Genomic DNA, 17,655 nt, shown 5'->3' with positions numbered 1-17,655 from the left:
TCCTATCACCCCTGAGTATTTTTAAAACGAAGACAATATTCCGACTCACACTTTTCGTATGGATACCTTTCATCCAGATACTTTTTGAGTTCAGGAAATTTGTCGTGCATTGATATGTCGTTGATATTGAACGACCAGAACGTTGTGGAGTAGACCACGACAGAGGGGTCTGACTTTTTCAGATCCGAAATCATGTCTTGCTCATACACGCGCGTGGCATACACCGGATAAATGTATTTCGTACACGCGGGCAAACCTGTCACGCCATTGATAATTCCGTTATTGGAAAGATCAAACACACACTGCGATCCTGACCCCTTGATCTGGCTGGCCGCCCAACGCGCACCGTCAGAGACCAGCAGAGAGTTCTCAGGGGGCGACGCCATATTGGGTAGCCACTTGTAGCCGTTTACAAGAACATTGGGGACTGGCGATTTGTAAAGTGTAAAGGCAGCCAGCAACCCCGAGAGACCTACCAGGGCTACATACCCCAAGGGCTTGCGGTTGCTGTTAATGAGTACCAAACCCAGCAGAACTGCAAAAAAGGGCATCGGGTTCTTACCAATCAGCCCTAGAAGCAGCATGGACCCAACCACCGCCACGGCTACGGGCTTTTTCAGCAGCACAAATTCCTGCTTTCGGCCCGTCTTACGCAGCTGGTCATAAGCGAAGAGGAAACTGAGCAAAGGCGCCCACATACCCATCGGAACATGGATGAAATCTGCACGGTTGGTTGCGATTTTGTACAAAACCAACATCAGGACAGCCAGCATTCCAGCAATGGCAAACGCAGAGCCGAAATGGAACGGCTTAGGCAGCGCTTTGAACAGTGCATAATAAGCCAGCACTGTCGGTACGGTCAGTAGCGCGCTCTGAATGATGAAGCGTGGACTGTGATACGTCCATTGCGAGGATGTACTGAGTAGAAAGTCGAAGTTCCGTAGATAATCGCTAAGGGAAAACACCTCAGTCATCAGGGACAGCACAAGAAACGTCCCAACAAAGATGGCCATAGCATAGATAAAACGGCGATCGTAAAAGCTGGCCAGAAGCACGCCCAACCCTATCGCCCCAAACCCGGTAATGCCCCGGTCATAAGACCAAAACATGTTGAATGCTGCAGCAATACCCAAGAGAGTCGCTTTAACAAAAAAATCGGAGGAGCGATTGGCTCGCAAACACAGCAGGAATAAATAGATCGAAAGCAGTAAACACAGGTCACGGTAACCAACCAGTTGACTGGCTACCACCGCCACTGCAACAAGTGTCAGCAACTCATATCTAGCGCCACGCTCAATGAATAAAGACGCTATCAAGTAAAACAGCCAAGCCGCACCTAGGTTGCACAGTGCGTAGGCAACCTGGGTATAGAGAAAGTTATTATCCGGCCCGCTGAAGTGAGTGGCGATCCAAGCAGGCAGAAAGTCGAGCGCACCATGAATGGTGAAGGCATGCTCACCTGCCTGGCCATGCAACATGTTAGGCAAAGTGGCAAAAAACTCTCCTTGATGGAAAGGATCGACAATATTGCCTGGACCTAGCGTGAAATGACTGACGAAAGCAAACGCGAGTAGAGCAATAATTCCCAGCCAGCGGGCCGTCCGAGCCGGGGTAACATCCGCAAAACTTGTTGCATCAGTGGATGGGTTCGGCATCTAGCTTCTCCAGAACATCAAAAATGTTATCGATTTTTCCGCCTAGAACCGAGTAACAATTGGGCAGTTGAGCGTGTTGCTCAAAAAGGATGGGACGACCGTCATCCCCTTCGTTCTTAACGAGGATGGTCTTAACTTCAAAAAGCGAGTCCCTGTACTGAACATTGGCGACAGGGGCCATGTATCGCGCCACATCTCGGATCATGCGATCAACGCGTGTGTCGCGGTGATAGTGCTCAAGGCGATGATAGGGGTCGAGATCCGGTGAGTCGTTCCACTGCATATGCGGCGTGTATCGCACATGGGATAGCGTATGCAGCCCTCTCGCAGGGAAAGGCATCATGGAGAAGAAAGGCCCATCCATCACCGTAACGCCTAGACCTTTAAGCGCATCCGGCATCTCAACCAAGGCCATTTCTGTCAGCTCATGCTTCAACTTGGTCTGAGTACCCGGAAAGTCGCCGGAAAACTGATTCAGACCACTATAGGTGCAGTTAAAAATGAACCGAGTGGAGCGCTCTACCGATTTTCCATCCTGCTCATAAGTGACCGAAAGCGTGTCACTGCCCTGCCGATGAATAGATTTCACCCTGGTATTAAGTAATACCTCGACTCCAACTTCATCGAGTTCGCGCCTCGCCTCTCCTGCCAATTCTCTAGAATTGAACGCATACTCTTCCGTTAGATAAACAGCCTCAATAAGCCGTGGCTCAAAGAGCTTTTCCATTGACGCAGGTACAGGTTCAAGCTTTGCACCAATTTCATGACAAAACCGCTCGAACTGCTTGGCAGTAACTTTCGAGTTATTACGGGCTATGGCGTAGAGCTTTGTAAAGTTTGTGACTACAGCGTCAGGATAATCTTTTATAAAGCGGGGTAAGTTGACGCGACTTCTGAAGGCAGTCGTGAAACTACGCGGATAATGATAGCCGTTATGCACACGGGCCTGATTGTTATAAGACGCACGATTGAGCAGAGTCGCCTCTCGCTCAATCAACGTCACAGCCTTGAAACCTCGTACTTTCATCAAATACAAGGCAATCATGGATCCGTAGAAACCGCCACCAATGACAATAGCATCCTGCATGATGTATGTATGCCTTAAGCCATATTAGAGGCAGCAGCAGTCACGGTAGACGGCTGTGGGTCACTGACGACCTCGATGTTGAGTTTCTCGCGTCGCGTCATGATGGCGCTCGTAAACTCCTGAGCAACATGGTATGCCGGCCCTTCATTGGTACGGGTAGCCACTTGCAGGATGTATTCGCCCAATACCAGCAGCACGAGGGACAGAAGAAAGAACATGCCTGACTGTTGCAGGGATAGCGTTACCCAACCTGGCGCAACATCCGACTTGAGAAGCCCAACCGCGATGACATATGCCGAGTAGATAAGGTTGGCTGCAGCACCAAACATGCAAAGCATGTTGACCAGTCGCATAGGGGCACGCGTTGTAGAGATCAGAAGACGGATTCCCCGCTCGATACTGTCTCCCAGACGCTTGTTCTGAGGCGCTTTGGGCGTAGAGCTATAGGTCAATTTTGTCTGAGCAAAGCCCGCTGTTGCCGGCAAATGACGATAGGTCAAAGCAGGAACAGGGTGTTGCAGAATAAAATTAACTACGCGCTTGCTCAACAGGCGATACTGAGGGGCATCGTTTGCAAGGTCGATGCCGCCTAGACGCTTGTACAAAGAGTTAAAGCTGGAGAAGCAGGCCTTGTAGGCTAAGGTACGCTTAGGCTTTTGAGAATTGGCCGCAAATACGACATCACTTCCTTCCGCTGCCTTTTCCAGCATTGCAGGCAAGAACCCGACATCGTCCGTCAGTGGATCAATGACCGCTACATAATCGCCAAGTGCATTTTCCAAACCCACCCAGCAAGCCGTGTCCGTATCGACCTCTTTGGTCAGAGCATACACCTGAAGATTCGGCAAACCCTTCTCGCTGGTTAACCCTTTTAACATGGCTACACTGTCATCGGTAGAGGCGTTGTCAACAATGATCAACTCATAGTCACTCACTAGTGAGGCGATAATACTCGCCGCATTAGTCAATGACTCTGCAAGCTCCCTAGACTGATTACGGACAACAAAAACGATTGATAACAGAACGGGATAATAAGACATTCACGCTTCCTCTCAGAGAGCCCAAGTGGGTTGATCCATATTCAGCAAAGCTGTCTAGATAAACTTTAATATTGCGGCTTCATTAAGAATGGGCGCGACATAACGAACAAACCATCACAGCCAACTCAATTGGCCGTGCCTGTAAAACAAGTTCATTGCTGGGCTCTGCTTGTTCGAATCGTTATCGAGGCCAACACGCTCAGCCCAATGAGCACCGGAATAACATAACTATAATTAAGGAATCTTGTTACCCCTTAATACTAGCGCCAGCGATAGATTCTCATGCCCACCAAAGGTTCCCCTTCAGTCTGCCAACCCCATCACATATTTATATATCGGTTATAGGACGGCTAACTATTAATATCACTTTACGGTAGAAGTCATATTAGAAGTCATATTAATAGTTGCATAAAAATGAAAGGACAACCGTTAACGCACAATAATATAAAAGACCATAAAGTCCAGTTTATGCGTTAGTCAAGGATGTGAAGAGTAGAAGTGCGTGAGGTATTGCAAGTTTTATGGTGTCCCAGGCGAGGTTCGAACTCACAACCTTCCCCTTAGGAGGGGGATGCTCTATCCAATTGAGCTACTGGGACCAAATGACGTCGTGCGAGAGCAGAATGTTAACGACAAGAGCGCACTTTGTCATGCGTTATGTAAAACCTAGCGTTAAAGACCGCTATTCCCAGAAATCATTGCTAAGCTTCTCATTAGCATTGATTTAGAGAGAAGCCACTTTGCTTTTTTTGAAAATTGTCACTAAATTGACGCCAATAAGCTCACGCAAGTAATGGCGTTGAGAGCAAATAACAAATGCTGTCCCAAGCTTCATGAAAGCCTTGTTGGCATCGTCCTTGACCACTTAGATGAATGTACTCATGACTCAGGCAATTAGATCGTACTCCAGTCGCACAGCTGACAAATTCGTCGTCCGTCTTCCCGAAGGAATGCGCGAACGTATCGCCGAAGTTGCACGCAACCATCATCGCAGCATGAATTCTGAAATCATTGCTCGACTGGAGCAGAGTCTCATTCAAGAAGGCGCTATCGATACAGACCCGAGCATGCGTATGGATAGTCCAGAGCTAAGCGCTCATGAACGGGAACTGCTACAGCGCTTCAGGCAACTTTCTGGACGCCAGCAAAACGCCCTCCTCTCTCTGATTGCCAATGACGTCGAGTCATCACAGGAATAAAGTATTTGTTAAAGGATCAGGGATACACCCTGATCCTTTCGCTTGAAGTTACAGAAGGAACATAGTGGCAAGACCAAGGAAGATGAAAAAGCCGCCGCTGTCTGTCATTGCTGTAATCAGCACACTGGACCCCATTGCGGGATCTCGCCCAAACCGTTGTAACGTCATGGGAATCAATACTCCCATAAACGCGGCTAGCAAGAGATTCAACGTCATGGCAGCCGTCATGACGACCCCCAACGACCAACTGTTATAAAGGTAATAGGCAATCAGGCCAATTACCCCACCCCAAATCAATCCATTGAAGAGCGCAACACCTAGCTCTTTCCTCAACAATCTCATGGTGCTGCTGGCATTGAGCTGACCCAGCGCGATAGCACGCACAATCATAGTGATCGTCTGATTACCCGAATTACCGCCAATACCTGCAACGATAGGCATCAAGGCGGCCAGCGCTACTAACTTTTCAATGCTGCCTTCAAAGAGCCCGATTACACGAGAGGCAACAAACGCCGTTACCAGATTCGTAGCAAGCCAGGTCCAACGATTGCCGACCGACTTCCAAACAGAAGCAAAAACATCTTCGTCTTCACGAAGACCCGCCATGTTGAGGACTTCAGATTCACTTTCCTCGCGAATCAAGTCCACCATTTCATCGATAGTGAGACGACCTATCAATTTGCCATTCTTGTCAACGACAGGCGCAGAAATTAGATCGTAACGTTCAAACGCTTGAGCGGCCTCGTAGGCATCATTATCAGGATGAAACGCTACCGGGTCGTTAGCCATTACCTCAGCGACTTGCTTTTCCGGGTCATTGACCAAAAGCCGCTTCACAGGAAGCACGCCCTTCAATATGCCGTCATAATCGACAACAAACAGCTTATCCGTATGGCCTGGCAGCTCCTTCAAGCGACGCAAATACCGCAGAACAACCTCAAGCGTGACATCGTCGCGGATAGTCACCATCTCGAAGTCCATCAGTGCGCCAACCTGATCCTCTTCATATGAAAGCGCTGAGCGCACCCGCTCACGCTGCTGGGCGTCCAGAGCCTCCATAAGCTCATGTACAACATCTCGAGGCAGGTCAGGCGCCAGGTCGGCCAGCTCATCAGCATCCAGCTGTCCTGCCACTGCAAGGATTTCCTGATCGTCCATGTCGGCGATCAGTGTTTCACGAACAGAGTCGGAGACTTCAAGAAGGATGTCGCCGTCACGCTCGGTCTTAACCAGGCTCCAGACGGTCAGACGCTCATGAAGTGGAAGCGCCTCAAGGATAAAAGCAATATCGGCCGGATGCAGTTCATCCAGACGGCGACGGAGTTCGGACAGCCCCTCTTCATGCAGCGCCTCATCAGGCTGTACAACCTGCTCGTCGTGAGCGGGACCTTCAACGAAACGATACTGATGGAGCAGCTCAACGACTTGAGCCAGTCGCTCCTGCAAACTTTCCTGTGGCTTTCTTGCTTCCACTTCACTCATAAGCGCACTCCATCCCCGGCAACGGAGCGCGCTGCGGGAATTAAATCTTTAATAAACGAAACAGCGATCGAAGTTTGTTAGATCGGGGTATGTCCATGGAAAGGGTCCACGAGCCCCGGCGGGGCTGACAAGCGGAATCATAGCACTGCATGCGCTGAATCGGCGATGTAAAACAGTAAAAACAATCATTTGGCAGCTAATGCTCATGCCTGACCGAGCCTGGCCGTTGATCTGCGGAGCCAATCACAGCGGCACGGCGCATCTCGCACTACGCTATGAACAGATGTCATGGAGGACAGCTATGTACCGTAATCCCGTTACACTTCTATGTTTGGTAACGTTGTTTTTTTCAAATATGGCTACTGCCACAACGGTCTTTCGGTGTGCAAGCGAAGACGGCCATATCAGCTTTTCCGCAAATGGTTGCCTTAAAGGCGATACGATCAGCCACCAAACCGCTGATAATCCCAAGCCTGGCGGCAACGGACCCAAAACACCGATATCGACACAACCGTTATCCTCACCTTCTCCCGCCAAGGATCAGTTGCCTGCCCACCATGAACTGGCAGTTGTGGGAGCCAAGGAAGGAGCCTGCCCAAACGTGCTTTCAGGCTCGGAAAGAAGAACGGCGGTCATCCACAAAAAGGTTATAGCGGGCATGACGAAAGAGGATGTCGAAAGCGCCCTGGGAAAGCCAGACAGGATCATCGAGAACAATAATCGCGCCCGTTACTACTATGTAACGCAGCGCAAGAAGCATTCACGCGTCATTAGTTTTGATGATGCGGGATGCGTTGCAGATACAGAAAGCAAATATAAAAAAGCCACACCCTAACGGTGTGGCTTTCGAGCGTTACAACACTGCTTTAGGATACGACCCTAAAACTTTCAAGGCGACCGTATCGCCATTGATTTTTTCCAGCACATCCTTGATGAGAGGATCATGCTGATGACCGATGAAGTCTATAAAGAAAACATAGGTCCACTTACCACTGCGGGACGGACGTGTTTCGATGCGCGTCAGGTCAATGTTGTTGGCATGAAACGGCATTAGCAAATCATGCAAGGCGCCCGGCTTATTGCGAGTCGACACGATCACAGACGTCTTATCATCGCCGCTAGGCGGGACCTCCTGATTTCCGATAATCAAAAACCGCGTGGAGTTATCTGGACGATCTTCGATTTTCTCATGCAGCTTTGACAAACCATACAGGGAAGCCGCCATATCCCCTGCTATCGCCGCGCTATTCCATTCACTTTTAACCCGCTTCGCAGCCTCGGCATTGCTCGAAACTGCGATTCGTTCGATGTTAGGGAAATACGCGTCTAGCCATTTACGGCACTGAGCCAGGGACTGCGCGTGTGAGTAAACACGCGAAATGCTATCTGTCTTGGTCGTTTCACCCACAAGCAGATGATGGTGGATACGCAATTCCACCTCGCCGCAGATAACCAGATCATGCTCCAGGAAACTATCAAGCGTATGGTTGACGGCACCTTCAGTTGAGTTCTCAACAGGAACCACACCAAAATTTACGGCCCCAGCCGCCACCTCACGAAAAACTTCGTCGATAGCGGCCATTGGCCGTGTCTTTACCGCCATACCAAAATGCTTAAGCGTAGCCGCCTGCGAAAACGTACCTTCCGGCCCCAAATAGGCAACCTTCAATGGCTCTTCAAGCGCAAGGCATGACGACATGATCTCTCGAAACAAACGAGCCATGTCCTCGTTACCCAACGGGCCCTGGTTACGCTCCATTACCCGCTTGAGCACCTGCGCTTCGCGCTCCGGTCGATAGAAAACCGGACTTTCACCCTCACCTAGCGACTGCATTTTCACGCGAGCCACATCCTGAGCGCAGCGGGCGCGCTCACTGATGAGTTCCTGAATCCGTTCATCCAAGCTATCGATACGGAGGCGCAGGGCCTTGAGCTCTTGTTCCGCCATGGTTTAACCGTGCTCCTTTTCAAACTCTGTCATATAGGCGACCAGTGCTTGCACAGCCTCAAGACTGACAGCGTTGTAGATGGATGCGCGCATGCCACCTACCGAGCGATGCCCCTGAAGATATAGAAGGCCTCGCTCTTCGGCACCCGACAGGAAAGTCTTGTCCAGACGCTCATCTGCCAGGCGGAAAGGCACGTTCATCCAGGAACGATCATTTACCGCAATCGGATTCATGTACATGTCACTACTATCGATGAAGCCATACAGAAGCTCCTGCTTCTGACGGTTGATCCGCTCGATGGCAGGTAGTCCACCCTGATCTTTCAGCCACTGGAACACCAGGCCAGACAGATACCAGGAAAACGTGGCGGGCGTGTTGTACATCGAACCATTGTCTGCTTCGACCTTATAATCAAGGAGCTTGGGGCAAGAGGAACGTGCCCGCCCCAGCAACTCCTCCTGAACGATCACCACTACAAGCCCACTGGGTCCGATGTTTTTCTGTGCGCCCGCATAAATCAACCCAAACCGTGACACGTCCAAAGGACGTGACAGCAGGTTCGAGGACGCATCAGCAACTAGAGGAACATCGCCTGTCTCAGGAATCCAGTTGTACTCAAGACCGCCAATGGTTTCGTTCGGCGTGTAATGAACGTAGGCCGCATCCTTGGAAAGCTGCCACTCATTCTGCCCAGGGATAGCCAGGTAATCGTATTTCTTGGCGCTGGCGGCAACATTCACTGCGCCATAGTTTTGCGCCTGCTCGATAGCCTTGCGTGACCAGATCCCTGTATCGATGTAATCAGCCTTTCCACTTTCAGGTAGCAGGTTCAGTGCAATCTGAGCGAACTGTAGACTTGCCCCGCCCTGCAGGAAAAGCACTTTGTAATCAGCGGGGATTACAAGCAAATCCCGCAAGTCCTGCTCGGCTTTCGAGCTGATTGCAGTGAAGTCGTCGCCACGGTGACTCATCTCCATGACAGACAAGCCGCGCCCCTGCCAATCGAGCAGATCGGCCTGAGCTTGTTTCAGTACCGCCTCCGGCAGCGCAGCCGGGCCAGCGCAGAAGTTATACGCTCGCTTGCTCATCACTCATCGTCCTCATTGGGCATGTCATCAGAGGGAACATCGTTGGCGCCCGGCAGGACATCCTCATCGCTTGGCTCTTCGCTAATGACAGGAAGCTCCTTTTCAAGCAACTCGTCATCAAGCTCGCCCTCATGCTCAATCAACTCGTCGTCAACAGAGGGCTCCTGCACACGCTCAAGGCCTACGAGCTTCTCGCCCTTGCCAAGCTTGATCAGTGTTACACCCTGCGTGTTGCGGCCTTGCAGGGAAACCTCATCAACCCGTGTACGCACCAGCGTACCCTGATCGGAAATCAACATGATTTCCTCACCTTCAAGGACTTGAATAGCGCCAATCAGCGGGCCATTACGCTCATTGGTTACCATGGCTATTACGCCCTGACCACCACGACCACGCTGCGGATACTCAGCAATAGCAGTACGCTTGCCATAACCATTCAGACTGGCTGTCAGTATCTGCGCCTGCTCTTCTGGAATCAGCATGGAAATCAGATGCTGCCCATCACCCAGACGCATACCGCGGACACCACGGGCTGTACGTCCCATTGTGCGGACATGACGCTCCTTGAAGCGAATGACCTTACCGTTGTCAGAGAACAGCATGACCTCCTGGGCGCCATCGGTAATGGCCGCTGCAATCAGGCTATCGCCCTCTTCCAGCTTCAGCGCAATCAGGCCATTGCTACGAGGACGACTGAACTGCACCAGCGGGGTTTTCTTGACCGTGCCGTAAGCAGTAGCCATGAAGATATAGGATCCGGTAGGCTCATCCTTGCCGCTATCTTCAACCCCTTCTGCGCCCTCATCGACCTCAACATCATCTTCAAGCACCACGTCTTCAACGACATCGTCCTGATCACCCAGGTCTTCATCCTCAGGTGCCTGTTGACGCACGGCCTCCAGATCTACTGGCAACATCGCAGTGATACGCTCGCCTTCAGCCAATGGCAGCAGATTTACAAGCGGACGACCACGTGCAGCACGAGAAGCCTCAGGAATTTCGTAGGTCTTTTTCCAGTACACCTTACCCAGGCTGGAGAACAACAGCAGTGTGGTATGGCTATTGGCGACGAGAAGATGCTCGATGTAATCGTCTTCCTTCACGCCCGAGGCAGAACGGCCGCGACCACCACGGCGCTGAGCCTGGTAGGCATGCAAGGGCTGGGACTTGGCGTAGCCGCCATGGGAAATGGTGACGACACGATCTTCTTCTGTGATCAGGTCAGCAATGGTCAGGTCGACTTGAGACGCGACGATTTCAGTACGACGTGCATCACCGAACTCTGCCTTGATCTTTTCAAGCTCCTCACGGATGACTTCCATGAGACGCTCAGGGCTGTTGAGTATTCGGATCAGCTCTGCAATCTGTTTCAGGATCTCCTGATATTCAGCCAGCAGCTTTTCATGCTCCAGGCCGGTCAGGCGATGCAGTCGCAAATCAAGGATGGCCTGCGCCTGTTCAGGAGATAGCCAGTATTTGCCGTCACGAAGACCATACTGCGGATCAAGGTTTTCCGGGCGGCAGGAATCCGCACCAGCGCGTTCTACCATCGCCTCGACAGCACTGGACTCCCAACCGGTCGCAATGAGCCGCTCTTTGGCTTCAGCTGGGGTTGGAGAGGACCTGATCAGTTCAATAACCGGATCGATATTGGACAGCGCAACCGCTTGGCCTTCGAGAATATGACCACGCTCACGCGCTTTACGCAGTTCATAAATGGTCCGACGGGTAACCACTTCGCGACGGTGACGGATGAATGCCTCAAGCATGTCCTTTAGGTTAAGGACCTTGGGCTGGCCGTCCACCAGCGCAACGATATTGATACCAAACACTGTTTGCAGCTGGGTTTGTGCATACAGATTGTTCAGCACAACCTCAGCCACTTCACCACGACGCAACTCGATCACGACACGCATGCCATCCTTGTCGGACTCATCACGCAGCTCGGTGATACCTTCGATCTTGCGTTCTTTCACCAGCTCGGCAATCTTTTCGATCAGACGAGCCTTGTTCAGCTGATAAGGCAGCTCGGTGATGACGATCTGCTGGCGAGTGCCTGACTTGTCGATATCTTCGACGTCAGCACGTGCACGTACGTAAATACGTCCCCGCCCTGTGCGATAAGCCTCGATGATACCTGCCCGGCCGTTGATGATGCCTGCCGTCGGGAAATCAGGTCCCGGGATATACTGCATCAGTTGGTCGACAGTCAGCTCTCTGTTTTCGATCAGCGCCAGGCAGCCATCAATCACTTCGGTCAGGTTGTGAGGCGGAATGTTAGTAGCCATCCCCACCGCGATACCACTGGAGCCATTGACCAGAAGGTTCGGAACCTTTGTAGGCATGACTGCCGGGATCTTCAGGGACCCGTCATAGTTGTCTACCCAGTCAACGGTTTCCTTATCCAGGTCCGCCAGGATTTCGTGGGTCAATTTGAACATGCGCACTTCGGTGTATCGCATAGCGGCTGCGGAGTCACCGTCAACCGAACCGAAGTTACCCTGACCATTCACCAGCATGTAGCGAAGGGAGAACGGCTGCGCCATACGTACAATCGTGTCGTATACCGCAGAGTCGCCGTGAGGGTGGTATTTACCGATTACGTCGCCCACGACACGGGCGGATTTTAGATAAGGCTTGTTCCAATCGTTACCCAGCTCGCTCATGGCATAAAGCACACGGCGATGCACAGGTTTCAAGCCGTCGCGCACATCCGGCAATGCGCGTCCGACGATTACGCTCATCGCATAATCGAGGTAAGACTGTCTGAGTTCGTCTTCAATATTGACCGGGAGGATTTCTTTGGCCAGTTCGCCCATGAGAAGCCTGGTTCCTTAGTTTCAACACCCTGCGGGAAAGCGGTAAATACTACCACAAACCAAGGGTTGCCAGCGGTTTCCCGCAGGCGATGTGTGAGTCGTGTTAAACGGAAAAATCAGTGCAAGCGCTTGCGGTTCATAAGTGCAGCCATTTTCTCTGCAGTGGGCCGCTCCACGACGCCTCGCTCCGTGACAATCGCATCAATCAGATCAGCAGGCGTTACATCGAAAACAGGATTTACAGTATCGACTTCTGCCGCAATCCGAACACCGCCTATTTCAAGCAGTTCGCGTCCCTCACGCTGCTCGATGGGGATGTCCTCACCGGATGTTAGATTCATGTCGATGGTCGAACTGGGCGCCACAACCATAAAGCGCACCCCATGGTGCATTGCATTGACGGCCAGCTGATAGGTCCCGATCTTGTTGGCAACGTCACCGTTGGCTGTGATTCGGTCAGCCCCTACGATGACCCAGGAGATATTGCCGGTTTTCATCAGATGGGCCGCTGCCGCATCGGCATTCAAAGTGACAGGAATGCCTTCGCCAGCCAACTCCCAGGCAGTAAGGCGGGCACCTTGTAGCCACGGGCGCGTCTCATCGGCAAATACCTTGTCCACAAGTCCCTCCAGGTGAGCCGCACGAATAACCCCCAGGGCGGTTCCAAACCCTCCGGTCGCCAACGCACCGGTATTGCAATGGGTCAGAAGCGTCTGAACGCCATCGCCATGCTTGCGAATCAACTCGACCCCGAGCTGCGCCATGGTCAGATTGGCTTCGCGATCGCTCTCATGGATGGCAACGGCCTCCGCTTCAAGGGCCGCTAGTGCCTCCTCGCCCGGCTTGAGTCGCTTCAGGCGCTCTCGCATACGGTTAAGCGCCCAGAACAGGTTGACCGCTGTAGGACGGGACTCTGCGAGCATCTGCATATCCTCATCCAGCGTTTGCAACCAGTCCTCTCCTGCCTGCTGGCGCGCTCGAGCGCCTAGCACAACGCCGTAGGCTGCACTAATACCGATTGCCGGTGCTCCTCGCACGACCATCTGCCTGATTGCCTCGGCCACACCACTGGCCGAGTCATACGTGAGCCAGACTTCCTGCATGGGTAATAAACGCTGATCCAGCAGATGCAGTACGCCCTCTTTCCACTCGATAGCCTTGACCTTCTCTGCGGCCAGAAGTCGCTCGCGCATGATCACCCTCATCGCCTGAAACAAAAAAGTCGATTATACAGGGGTGATACAAGCCGCTGTGACAGGACATCGCGAATACATGGGTTTATAAACGCTTTTATCGATAATGTGGCCCGACTGAGTCCCGTCATTGGGCTGACGCCAGTTATACTTTCATTTATTTACTTTCAGGAAGCCCTTCCATGCCCGGTGTCGTGCCCCTTGACCTGCTTCTTTTCCCCACCTGGATCGTTCCGGTGGAACCGGCCGGGGTGGTACTGACTGACTACGCTATCGGCATCAAGGATGGGCAAGTCGCCGTATTGGCACCCCGCTCTGATCTGCGACGCTATCAGGCGGCCGAGTCAGTCGAACTTCCCGGCATGCTACTGAGTCCGGGCCTCATCAATATGCACGGCCATGCTGCGATGACACTGTTTCGTGGCCTTGCGGATGACCTTCCGCTCATGACTTGGCTACAGGAGCATATCTGGCCCGCTGAAGCCAAATGGGTAAGCGAGGATTTTGTCCGCGACGGCACCCGATTGGCCATCGCAGAGCAAATCAAAGGCGGCATAACCTGCTTTTCGGATATGTACTTTTTTCCGCAGGTAGCGTGTGAGGCCATCCACGAGTCAGGTATGCGGGCGCAAGTCACCCTGCCGATCATGAACTTTCCTGTACCAGGGGCAAGGACTGCAGATGAGGCGATACGCCGGGGACTTGAGCTTTTTGATGACCTGAAGCTCCATGAGCGCATCAAGGTCGCTTTTGGGCCTCACGCTCCCTACACCGTCAGCGATGACAAGCTAGCCAATGTCCTGATGCTGGCCGATCAACTTGACGCATGCATCCACATGCATGTGCATGAAACGGCTGGCGAGGTTCAGGAGGCAATCGAAAAGACAGGGGAACGTCCGCTTGCTCGCCTGCGCAGGCTAGGACTTTTAGGTCCCCGCTTCCAGTCTGTCCACATGACCCAGATCGACGAGGAAGACTTGGAAAACCTGGTTGAGACCAACACTCATGTAATCCACTGCCCTGAGTCCAATCTCAAGCTAGCCAGCGGTTTCTGCCCGGTAGAAACGCTTTGGCAGGCAGGCGTGAACGTCGCCATAGGTACGGATGGGGCAGCCAGCAACAATGACCTGGATCTGTTGGGCGAAACCCGTACCGCCGCTCTCCTGGCCAAGGCCGTAGCCGGTTCCGCAACAGCACTGGATGCACACAGAGCCTTGCGTATGGCCACACTCAATGGGGCACGAGCCCTGGGTCTTGAGCGCTGCTTGGGCTCCCTTGAGGTAGGCAAGGCAGCTGACATGGTCGCTTTCGACATGAGCGGACTGGCTCAGCAACCCATTTATGACCCAGTGTCTCAACTGATTTATGCCAGCAACCGTGATTGCGTGAAGCATGTCTGGGTGGGTGGTCGCCCCCTGTTAAAGGACGGCAAGCTGACCCGCCTGGATGAACAAGAACTTATCGAGAACGCTCGCACCTGGGGCCAAAAGATAGCCACTCGCTAACGACTGGCTGCGTCAGTGGTGCGTTCATCTAGCAAATGCCAAATCACAAGCGCATTTGCACAACGAATTTAGAGAATGGAGTGTAAGGGATGTCCAACGTCGATAATGCCGAGATCGCCAAATTCGAAGCCCTGGCCTCGCGGTGGTGGGACAGAGAGAGTGAATTCAAGCCGCTTCATGATATCAATCCGCTGCGCGTCAATTGGATTGACCAACACGCCAACCTCGCCGGCAAAAAAGTACTCGACGTAGGCTGCGGCGGCGGCATCCTGAGCGAAGCCATGGCAGTACGGGGTGCGGACGTCACAGGAATCGACATGGGCGAAGCGCCGCTTTCAGTTGCACAGCTTCACCAACTGGAATCAGGTGTGCCCGTCAGCTACCGCCGCATTACCGCTGAGGAGCTGGCAGCTGAAACGCCCGGCGCTTACGATGTCGTCACATGCATGGAAATGCTTGAGCATGTCCCAGATCCGGCATCTGTGATTCAAGCATGCCGGACACTAGTCAAACCTGGCGGCCATGTCTTTTTCTCTACGATTAACCGCAACCCCAAATCCTATCTATTTGCCATTGTGGGCGCCGAATATGTCTTGCGTCTGCTGCCGCGCGGCACTCATGACTTCCGCAAGTTTATTCGTCCATCCGAATTAGGCGCTTGGTGCCGAAACGCCGGCCTACACGTACGCGATGTCATCGGTATGACTTACAACCCGATTACCAAGGTCTACAAGTTGGGCAATGATGTCGACGTAAACTACATGCTGCGCACCATCCGCGAGGAGTAATAGGATGCGAATAAAAGCAGTACTGTTCGATATGGACGGCACATTGCTCGACACGGCACCTGACTTTATCGCCGTGATCCAGTCCATGCGCGCTGATCGAGGCTTGCCAGCCGTCGATGAGAAAACTGTCCGGGACGTCGTATCGGGTGGCGCGCGAGCCATGGTAGCCAGCGCGTTCGAAGTAGATCCCTTGAGCGATGAGTTTGACCCACTACGATTGGACTTTCTTGACCGCTATCAGGATCACTGCGCCATTCACTCTCACCTATTCGAGGGCATGGAAGAATTGTTGGCGGACCTGGAACGGGCTCGTCTGACTTGGGGCGTAGTCACCAACAAGCCCGTCCGTTATGCTGAGCCCATCATGCAGGCACTTGGCCTTGCTAAACGTTCAGCCGTTCTGGTCTGCCCTGACCATGTCACCTACAGCAAACCTGATCCAGAGCCCGTGTTGTTAGCGTGTAAACAGATCAATATCGAGCCGCAAGCCGTCATTTTTGTCGGTGACGATCGTCGAGATATCGAATCGGGGCGCGCAGCGGGCACCAAAACAGCGGCCGTGCGATATGGCTATATCCATCCAGAGGACAATCCTGCTCACTGGGGCGCCGATCTGGTAGTAGATCACCCGCTTGAGCTGCGTGACGCCTTGGACCGCGCCATTTGCGGCTGTTAAAACAGTAGGGCCGCTCAAGCGAGCGGCTGGGAGTCAAGATGTTTGAATACAAGGCCCGCCCTGACCTTCTCAAAAATCGAATCATCCTTGTAACAGGTGCCGGACGAGGCATTGGCCGGGCAGCGGCAAAAACCTATGCTGCCCATGGCGCAACCATCCTGCTCTTGGGTAAGACAGAAGAGAACCTCAACGAGGTCTACGATGAAATCGAGGCTGCTGGCCATCCACAAGCGGTAGTCGTTCCTTTTGACCTTGAAGCCGCACGGCCTGAGCAGTTCGAAGAGCTGGCTGCCATGGTAGAGACGGAGTTTGGTCGACTTGATGGTCTTTTGCACAATGCAGGTATTCTAGGTCCTCGCGCCTCTGTTGAGCAGACCAGCGGAGAAGCCTTCATGCAGGTTATGCAAGTCAACGTCAACGCAGCCTTCATGTTAACGCGTGCGCTACTGCCACTGCTCAGACAATCGAACGATGCCTCGATCATTTTCACCTCCAGCAGTGTGGGGCGAAAAGGACGTGCCTATTGGGGAGCATACGCCGTTTCTAAATTTGCCAACGAAGGCCTTATGCAGGTGGTTGCCGATGAAATGGATGGCACTGCGGCCGTACGGGCCAACAGTATCAATCCCGGCGGAACCCGAACCGACATGCGTGCCCTCGCTTACCCTGCTGAAAACCCTGCACGCAACCCAACACCCGAGGAGATCATGCCCGTCTACCTCTATTTGATGGGACCAGACAGCGCACACGTCAATGGGCAAGCGTTCAACGCTCAAGGCTAGATAGAGGAAAGGGAAGCAAGAAAGGATGAACATGTGAGATGTTCATCCTTGGATCAATCAACGACCAGCGCGTGATTCGCGAATATAAAAGCGCGCCTTTTGAGCATTCTGAACGCAGCCGTTATAGGCCTCTACCTGCTGCTGAGTCTTGGCGGTTGAAATCAAGCCCAGCGCCTTGGAGTAGCTGACCGTACCTGCAAACCCTTCGGTTTTGGCTATATCCAGTTCTTTCCATGCAGCGTTCACTTCCGCTGCACAACTGTCTCGATTGACCGTTTTGGCTGCACATCCAGCAAGTACCAGCGCCGCGACAGGCATCATTGCAAGCCAGCGATTCATGATTTGACTCCTTCAATGGATAAGTAAATCCGGCGCATTAAAGACCTCGTTTT

Annotated in this window: 15 protein-coding genes and 1 tRNA gene; 6 read left to right on the top strand and 10 right to left on the bottom strand. The window is 52.6% G+C overall.

Annotated features, from left to right (window positions below; genetic code table 11):
- Positions 1-5: 5 nt before the first annotated feature.
- The 4 genes from JQR90_RS07720 to JQR90_RS07705 all read right to left on the bottom strand — a co-directional run bounded on the left by JQR90_RS07720 (position 6) and on the right by JQR90_RS07705 (position 4,381).
- On the bottom strand, positions 6-1,655 hold the full coding sequence (locus tag JQR90_RS07720) for a hypothetical protein (RefSeq protein ID WP_010797863.1): 1,650 nt from the start codon (positions 1,653-1,655) through the stop codon (positions 6-8).
- Positions 1,636-2,742 (bottom strand): FAD-dependent oxidoreductase, encoded by a 1,107-nt coding sequence (locus JQR90_RS07715; protein ID WP_010797862.1) that lies wholly within the window; start codon positions 2,740-2,742, stop codon positions 1,636-1,638. Before JQR90_RS07715 ends, JQR90_RS07720 begins: the two co-directional genes overlap by 20 nt.
- A 14-nt stretch (positions 2,743-2,756) precedes the next feature.
- A complete protein-coding gene (locus JQR90_RS07710; RefSeq protein WP_010797861.1) occupies positions 2,757-3,782 on the bottom strand; it encodes a glycosyltransferase in 1,026 nt (341 codons plus the stop codon).
- A 522-nt stretch (positions 3,783-4,304) separates the two neighbouring features.
- Positions 4,305-4,381, bottom strand: a tRNA-Arg gene (locus tag JQR90_RS07705).
- Between the two features lie 282 nt (positions 4,382-4,663).
- On the opposite strand from JQR90_RS07705, the gene JQR90_RS07700 reads away from it, so the two are divergent.
- Positions 4,664-4,981: an Arc family DNA-binding protein gene (locus JQR90_RS07700; RefSeq protein ID WP_010797860.1), complete on the top strand. Its 318-nt coding sequence runs from the start codon at positions 4,664-4,666 to the stop codon at positions 4,979-4,981.
- A 48-nt stretch (positions 4,982-5,029) separates the two neighbouring features.
- On the opposite strand, the gene mgtE is transcribed toward JQR90_RS07700, so the two are convergent.
- Positions 5,030-6,463: a magnesium transporter gene (mgtE, locus tag JQR90_RS07695; protein ID WP_010797859.1), complete on the bottom strand. Its 1,434-nt coding sequence runs from the start codon at positions 6,461-6,463 to the stop codon at positions 5,030-5,032.
- 301 nt (positions 6,464-6,764) lie between these two features.
- Between mgtE and bamE the strand changes: the two genes are divergently transcribed.
- A complete protein-coding gene (gene bamE / locus JQR90_RS07690; protein WP_010797858.1) occupies positions 6,765-7,298 on the top strand; it encodes an outer membrane protein assembly factor BamE domain-containing protein in 534 nt (177 codons plus the stop codon).
- Positions 7,299-7,316: 18 nt separating this feature from the next.
- On the opposite strand, the gene pheA is transcribed toward bamE, so the two are convergent.
- The 4 genes from pheA to mtnA form a co-directional block, all read right to left on the bottom strand.
- Positions 7,317-8,411: a prephenate dehydratase gene (gene pheA / locus JQR90_RS07685; RefSeq protein WP_010797857.1), complete on the bottom strand. Its 1,095-nt coding sequence runs from the start codon at positions 8,409-8,411 to the stop codon at positions 7,317-7,319.
- Positions 8,412-8,414: 3 nt separating this feature from the next.
- Positions 8,415-9,500, bottom strand: a complete 1,086-nt coding sequence (gene serC / locus JQR90_RS07680) for a 3-phosphoserine/phosphohydroxythreonine transaminase (protein WP_010797856.1) — start codon at positions 9,498-9,500, stop codon at positions 8,415-8,417.
- Positions 9,500-12,319 carry a DNA gyrase subunit A gene (gene gyrA / locus JQR90_RS07675; protein WP_010797855.1) on the bottom strand — a complete coding sequence of 940 codons (2,820 nt, stop codon included), beginning with the start codon at positions 12,317-12,319 and terminating at the stop codon, positions 9,500-9,502. Before gyrA ends, serC begins: the two co-directional genes overlap by 1 nt.
- A 116-nt stretch (positions 12,320-12,435) precedes the next feature.
- Positions 12,436-13,512 (bottom strand): S-methyl-5-thioribose-1-phosphate isomerase, encoded by a 1,077-nt coding sequence (gene mtnA / locus JQR90_RS07670; RefSeq protein WP_010797854.1) that lies wholly within the window; start codon positions 13,510-13,512, stop codon positions 12,436-12,438.
- 182 nt (positions 13,513-13,694) lie between these two features.
- On the opposite strand from mtnA, the gene JQR90_RS07665 reads away from it, so the two are divergent.
- The 4 genes from JQR90_RS07665 to JQR90_RS07650 all read left to right on the top strand — a co-directional run bounded on the left by JQR90_RS07665 (position 13,695) and on the right by JQR90_RS07650 (position 17,263).
- Positions 13,695-15,017: a TRZ/ATZ family hydrolase gene (locus tag JQR90_RS07665; protein ID WP_010797853.1), complete on the top strand. Its 1,323-nt coding sequence runs from the start codon at positions 13,695-13,697 to the stop codon at positions 15,015-15,017.
- Between the two features lie 89 nt (positions 15,018-15,106).
- Positions 15,107-15,805: a bifunctional 2-polyprenyl-6-hydroxyphenol methylase/3-demethylubiquinol 3-O-methyltransferase UbiG gene (ubiG, locus tag JQR90_RS07660; RefSeq protein WP_010797852.1), complete on the top strand. Its 699-nt coding sequence runs from the start codon at positions 15,107-15,109 to the stop codon at positions 15,803-15,805.
- Positions 15,806-15,809: 4 nt separating this feature from the next.
- On the top strand, positions 15,810-16,481 hold the full coding sequence (gene mupP / locus JQR90_RS07655; RefSeq protein ID WP_010797851.1) for an N-acetylmuramic acid 6-phosphate phosphatase MupP: 672 nt from the start codon (positions 15,810-15,812) through the stop codon (positions 16,479-16,481).
- 38 nt (positions 16,482-16,519) lie between these two features.
- Positions 16,520-17,263, top strand: coding sequence for a YciK family oxidoreductase (locus JQR90_RS07650; RefSeq protein WP_010797850.1), 744 nt, complete (start codon positions 16,520-16,522; stop codon positions 17,261-17,263).
- A gap of 57 nt (positions 17,264-17,320) precedes the next feature.
- Here JQR90_RS07650 and JQR90_RS07645 read toward each other — a convergent pair whose 3' ends face one another.
- Positions 17,321-17,602, bottom strand: coding sequence for a hypothetical protein (locus JQR90_RS07645; RefSeq protein WP_010797849.1), 282 nt, complete (start codon positions 17,600-17,602; stop codon positions 17,321-17,323).
- Between the last annotated feature and the right edge of the window lie 53 nt (positions 17,603-17,655).

It is taken from the genome of Pseudomonas sp. JZ114 (assembly GCF_051027705.1).
Lineage (GTDB): Bacteria > Pseudomonadota > Gammaproteobacteria > Pseudomonadales > Pseudomonadaceae > Chryseomonas > Chryseomonas luteola.
This window is presented reverse-complemented; position numbering and strand designations above follow the sequence as displayed.

Coding starts and splice junctions, on each gene's coding strand:
- mupP (WP_010797851.1), top strand. CDS start 15,810: ATGCGAATAAAAGCAGTACTGTTCGATATGGACGGCACATTGCTCGAC.
- pheA (WP_010797857.1), bottom strand. CDS start 8,411: ATGGCGGAACAAGAGCTCAAGGCCCTGCGCCTCCGTATCGATAGCTTG.
- JQR90_RS07700 (WP_010797860.1), top strand. CDS start 4,664: ATGACTCAGGCAATTAGATCGTACTCCAGTCGCACAGCTGACAAATTC.
- mtnA (WP_010797854.1), bottom strand. CDS start 13,512: ATGCGCGAGCGACTTCTGGCCGCAGAGAAGGTCAAGGCTATCGAGTGG.
- JQR90_RS07665 (WP_010797853.1), top strand. CDS start 13,695: ATGCCCGGTGTCGTGCCCCTTGACCTGCTTCTTTTCCCCACCTGGATC.
- bamE (WP_010797858.1), top strand. CDS start 6,765: ATGTACCGTAATCCCGTTACACTTCTATGTTTGGTAACGTTGTTTTTT.
- JQR90_RS07720 (WP_010797863.1), bottom strand. CDS start 1,655: ATGCCGAACCCATCCACTGATGCAACAAGTTTTGCGGATGTTACCCCG.
- serC (WP_010797856.1), bottom strand. CDS start 9,500: ATGAGCAAGCGAGCGTATAACTTCTGCGCTGGCCCGGCTGCGCTGCCG.
- JQR90_RS07715 (WP_010797862.1), bottom strand. CDS start 2,742: ATGCAGGATGCTATTGTCATTGGTGGCGGTTTCTACGGATCCATGATT.
- JQR90_RS07710 (WP_010797861.1), bottom strand. CDS start 3,782: ATGTCTTATTATCCCGTTCTGTTATCAATCGTTTTTGTTGTCCGTAAT.
- mgtE (WP_010797859.1), bottom strand. CDS start 6,463: ATGAGTGAAGTGGAAGCAAGAAAGCCACAGGAAAGTTTGCAGGAGCGA.
- JQR90_RS07650 (WP_010797850.1), top strand. CDS start 16,520: ATGTTTGAATACAAGGCCCGCCCTGACCTTCTCAAAAATCGAATCATC.
- JQR90_RS07645 (WP_010797849.1), bottom strand. CDS start 17,602: ATGAATCGCTGGCTTGCAATGATGCCTGTCGCGGCGCTGGTACTTGCT.
- gyrA (WP_010797855.1), bottom strand. CDS start 12,319: ATGGGCGAACTGGCCAAAGAAATCCTCCCGGTCAATATTGAAGACGAA.
- ubiG (WP_010797852.1), top strand. CDS start 15,107: ATGTCCAACGTCGATAATGCCGAGATCGCCAAATTCGAAGCCCTGGCC.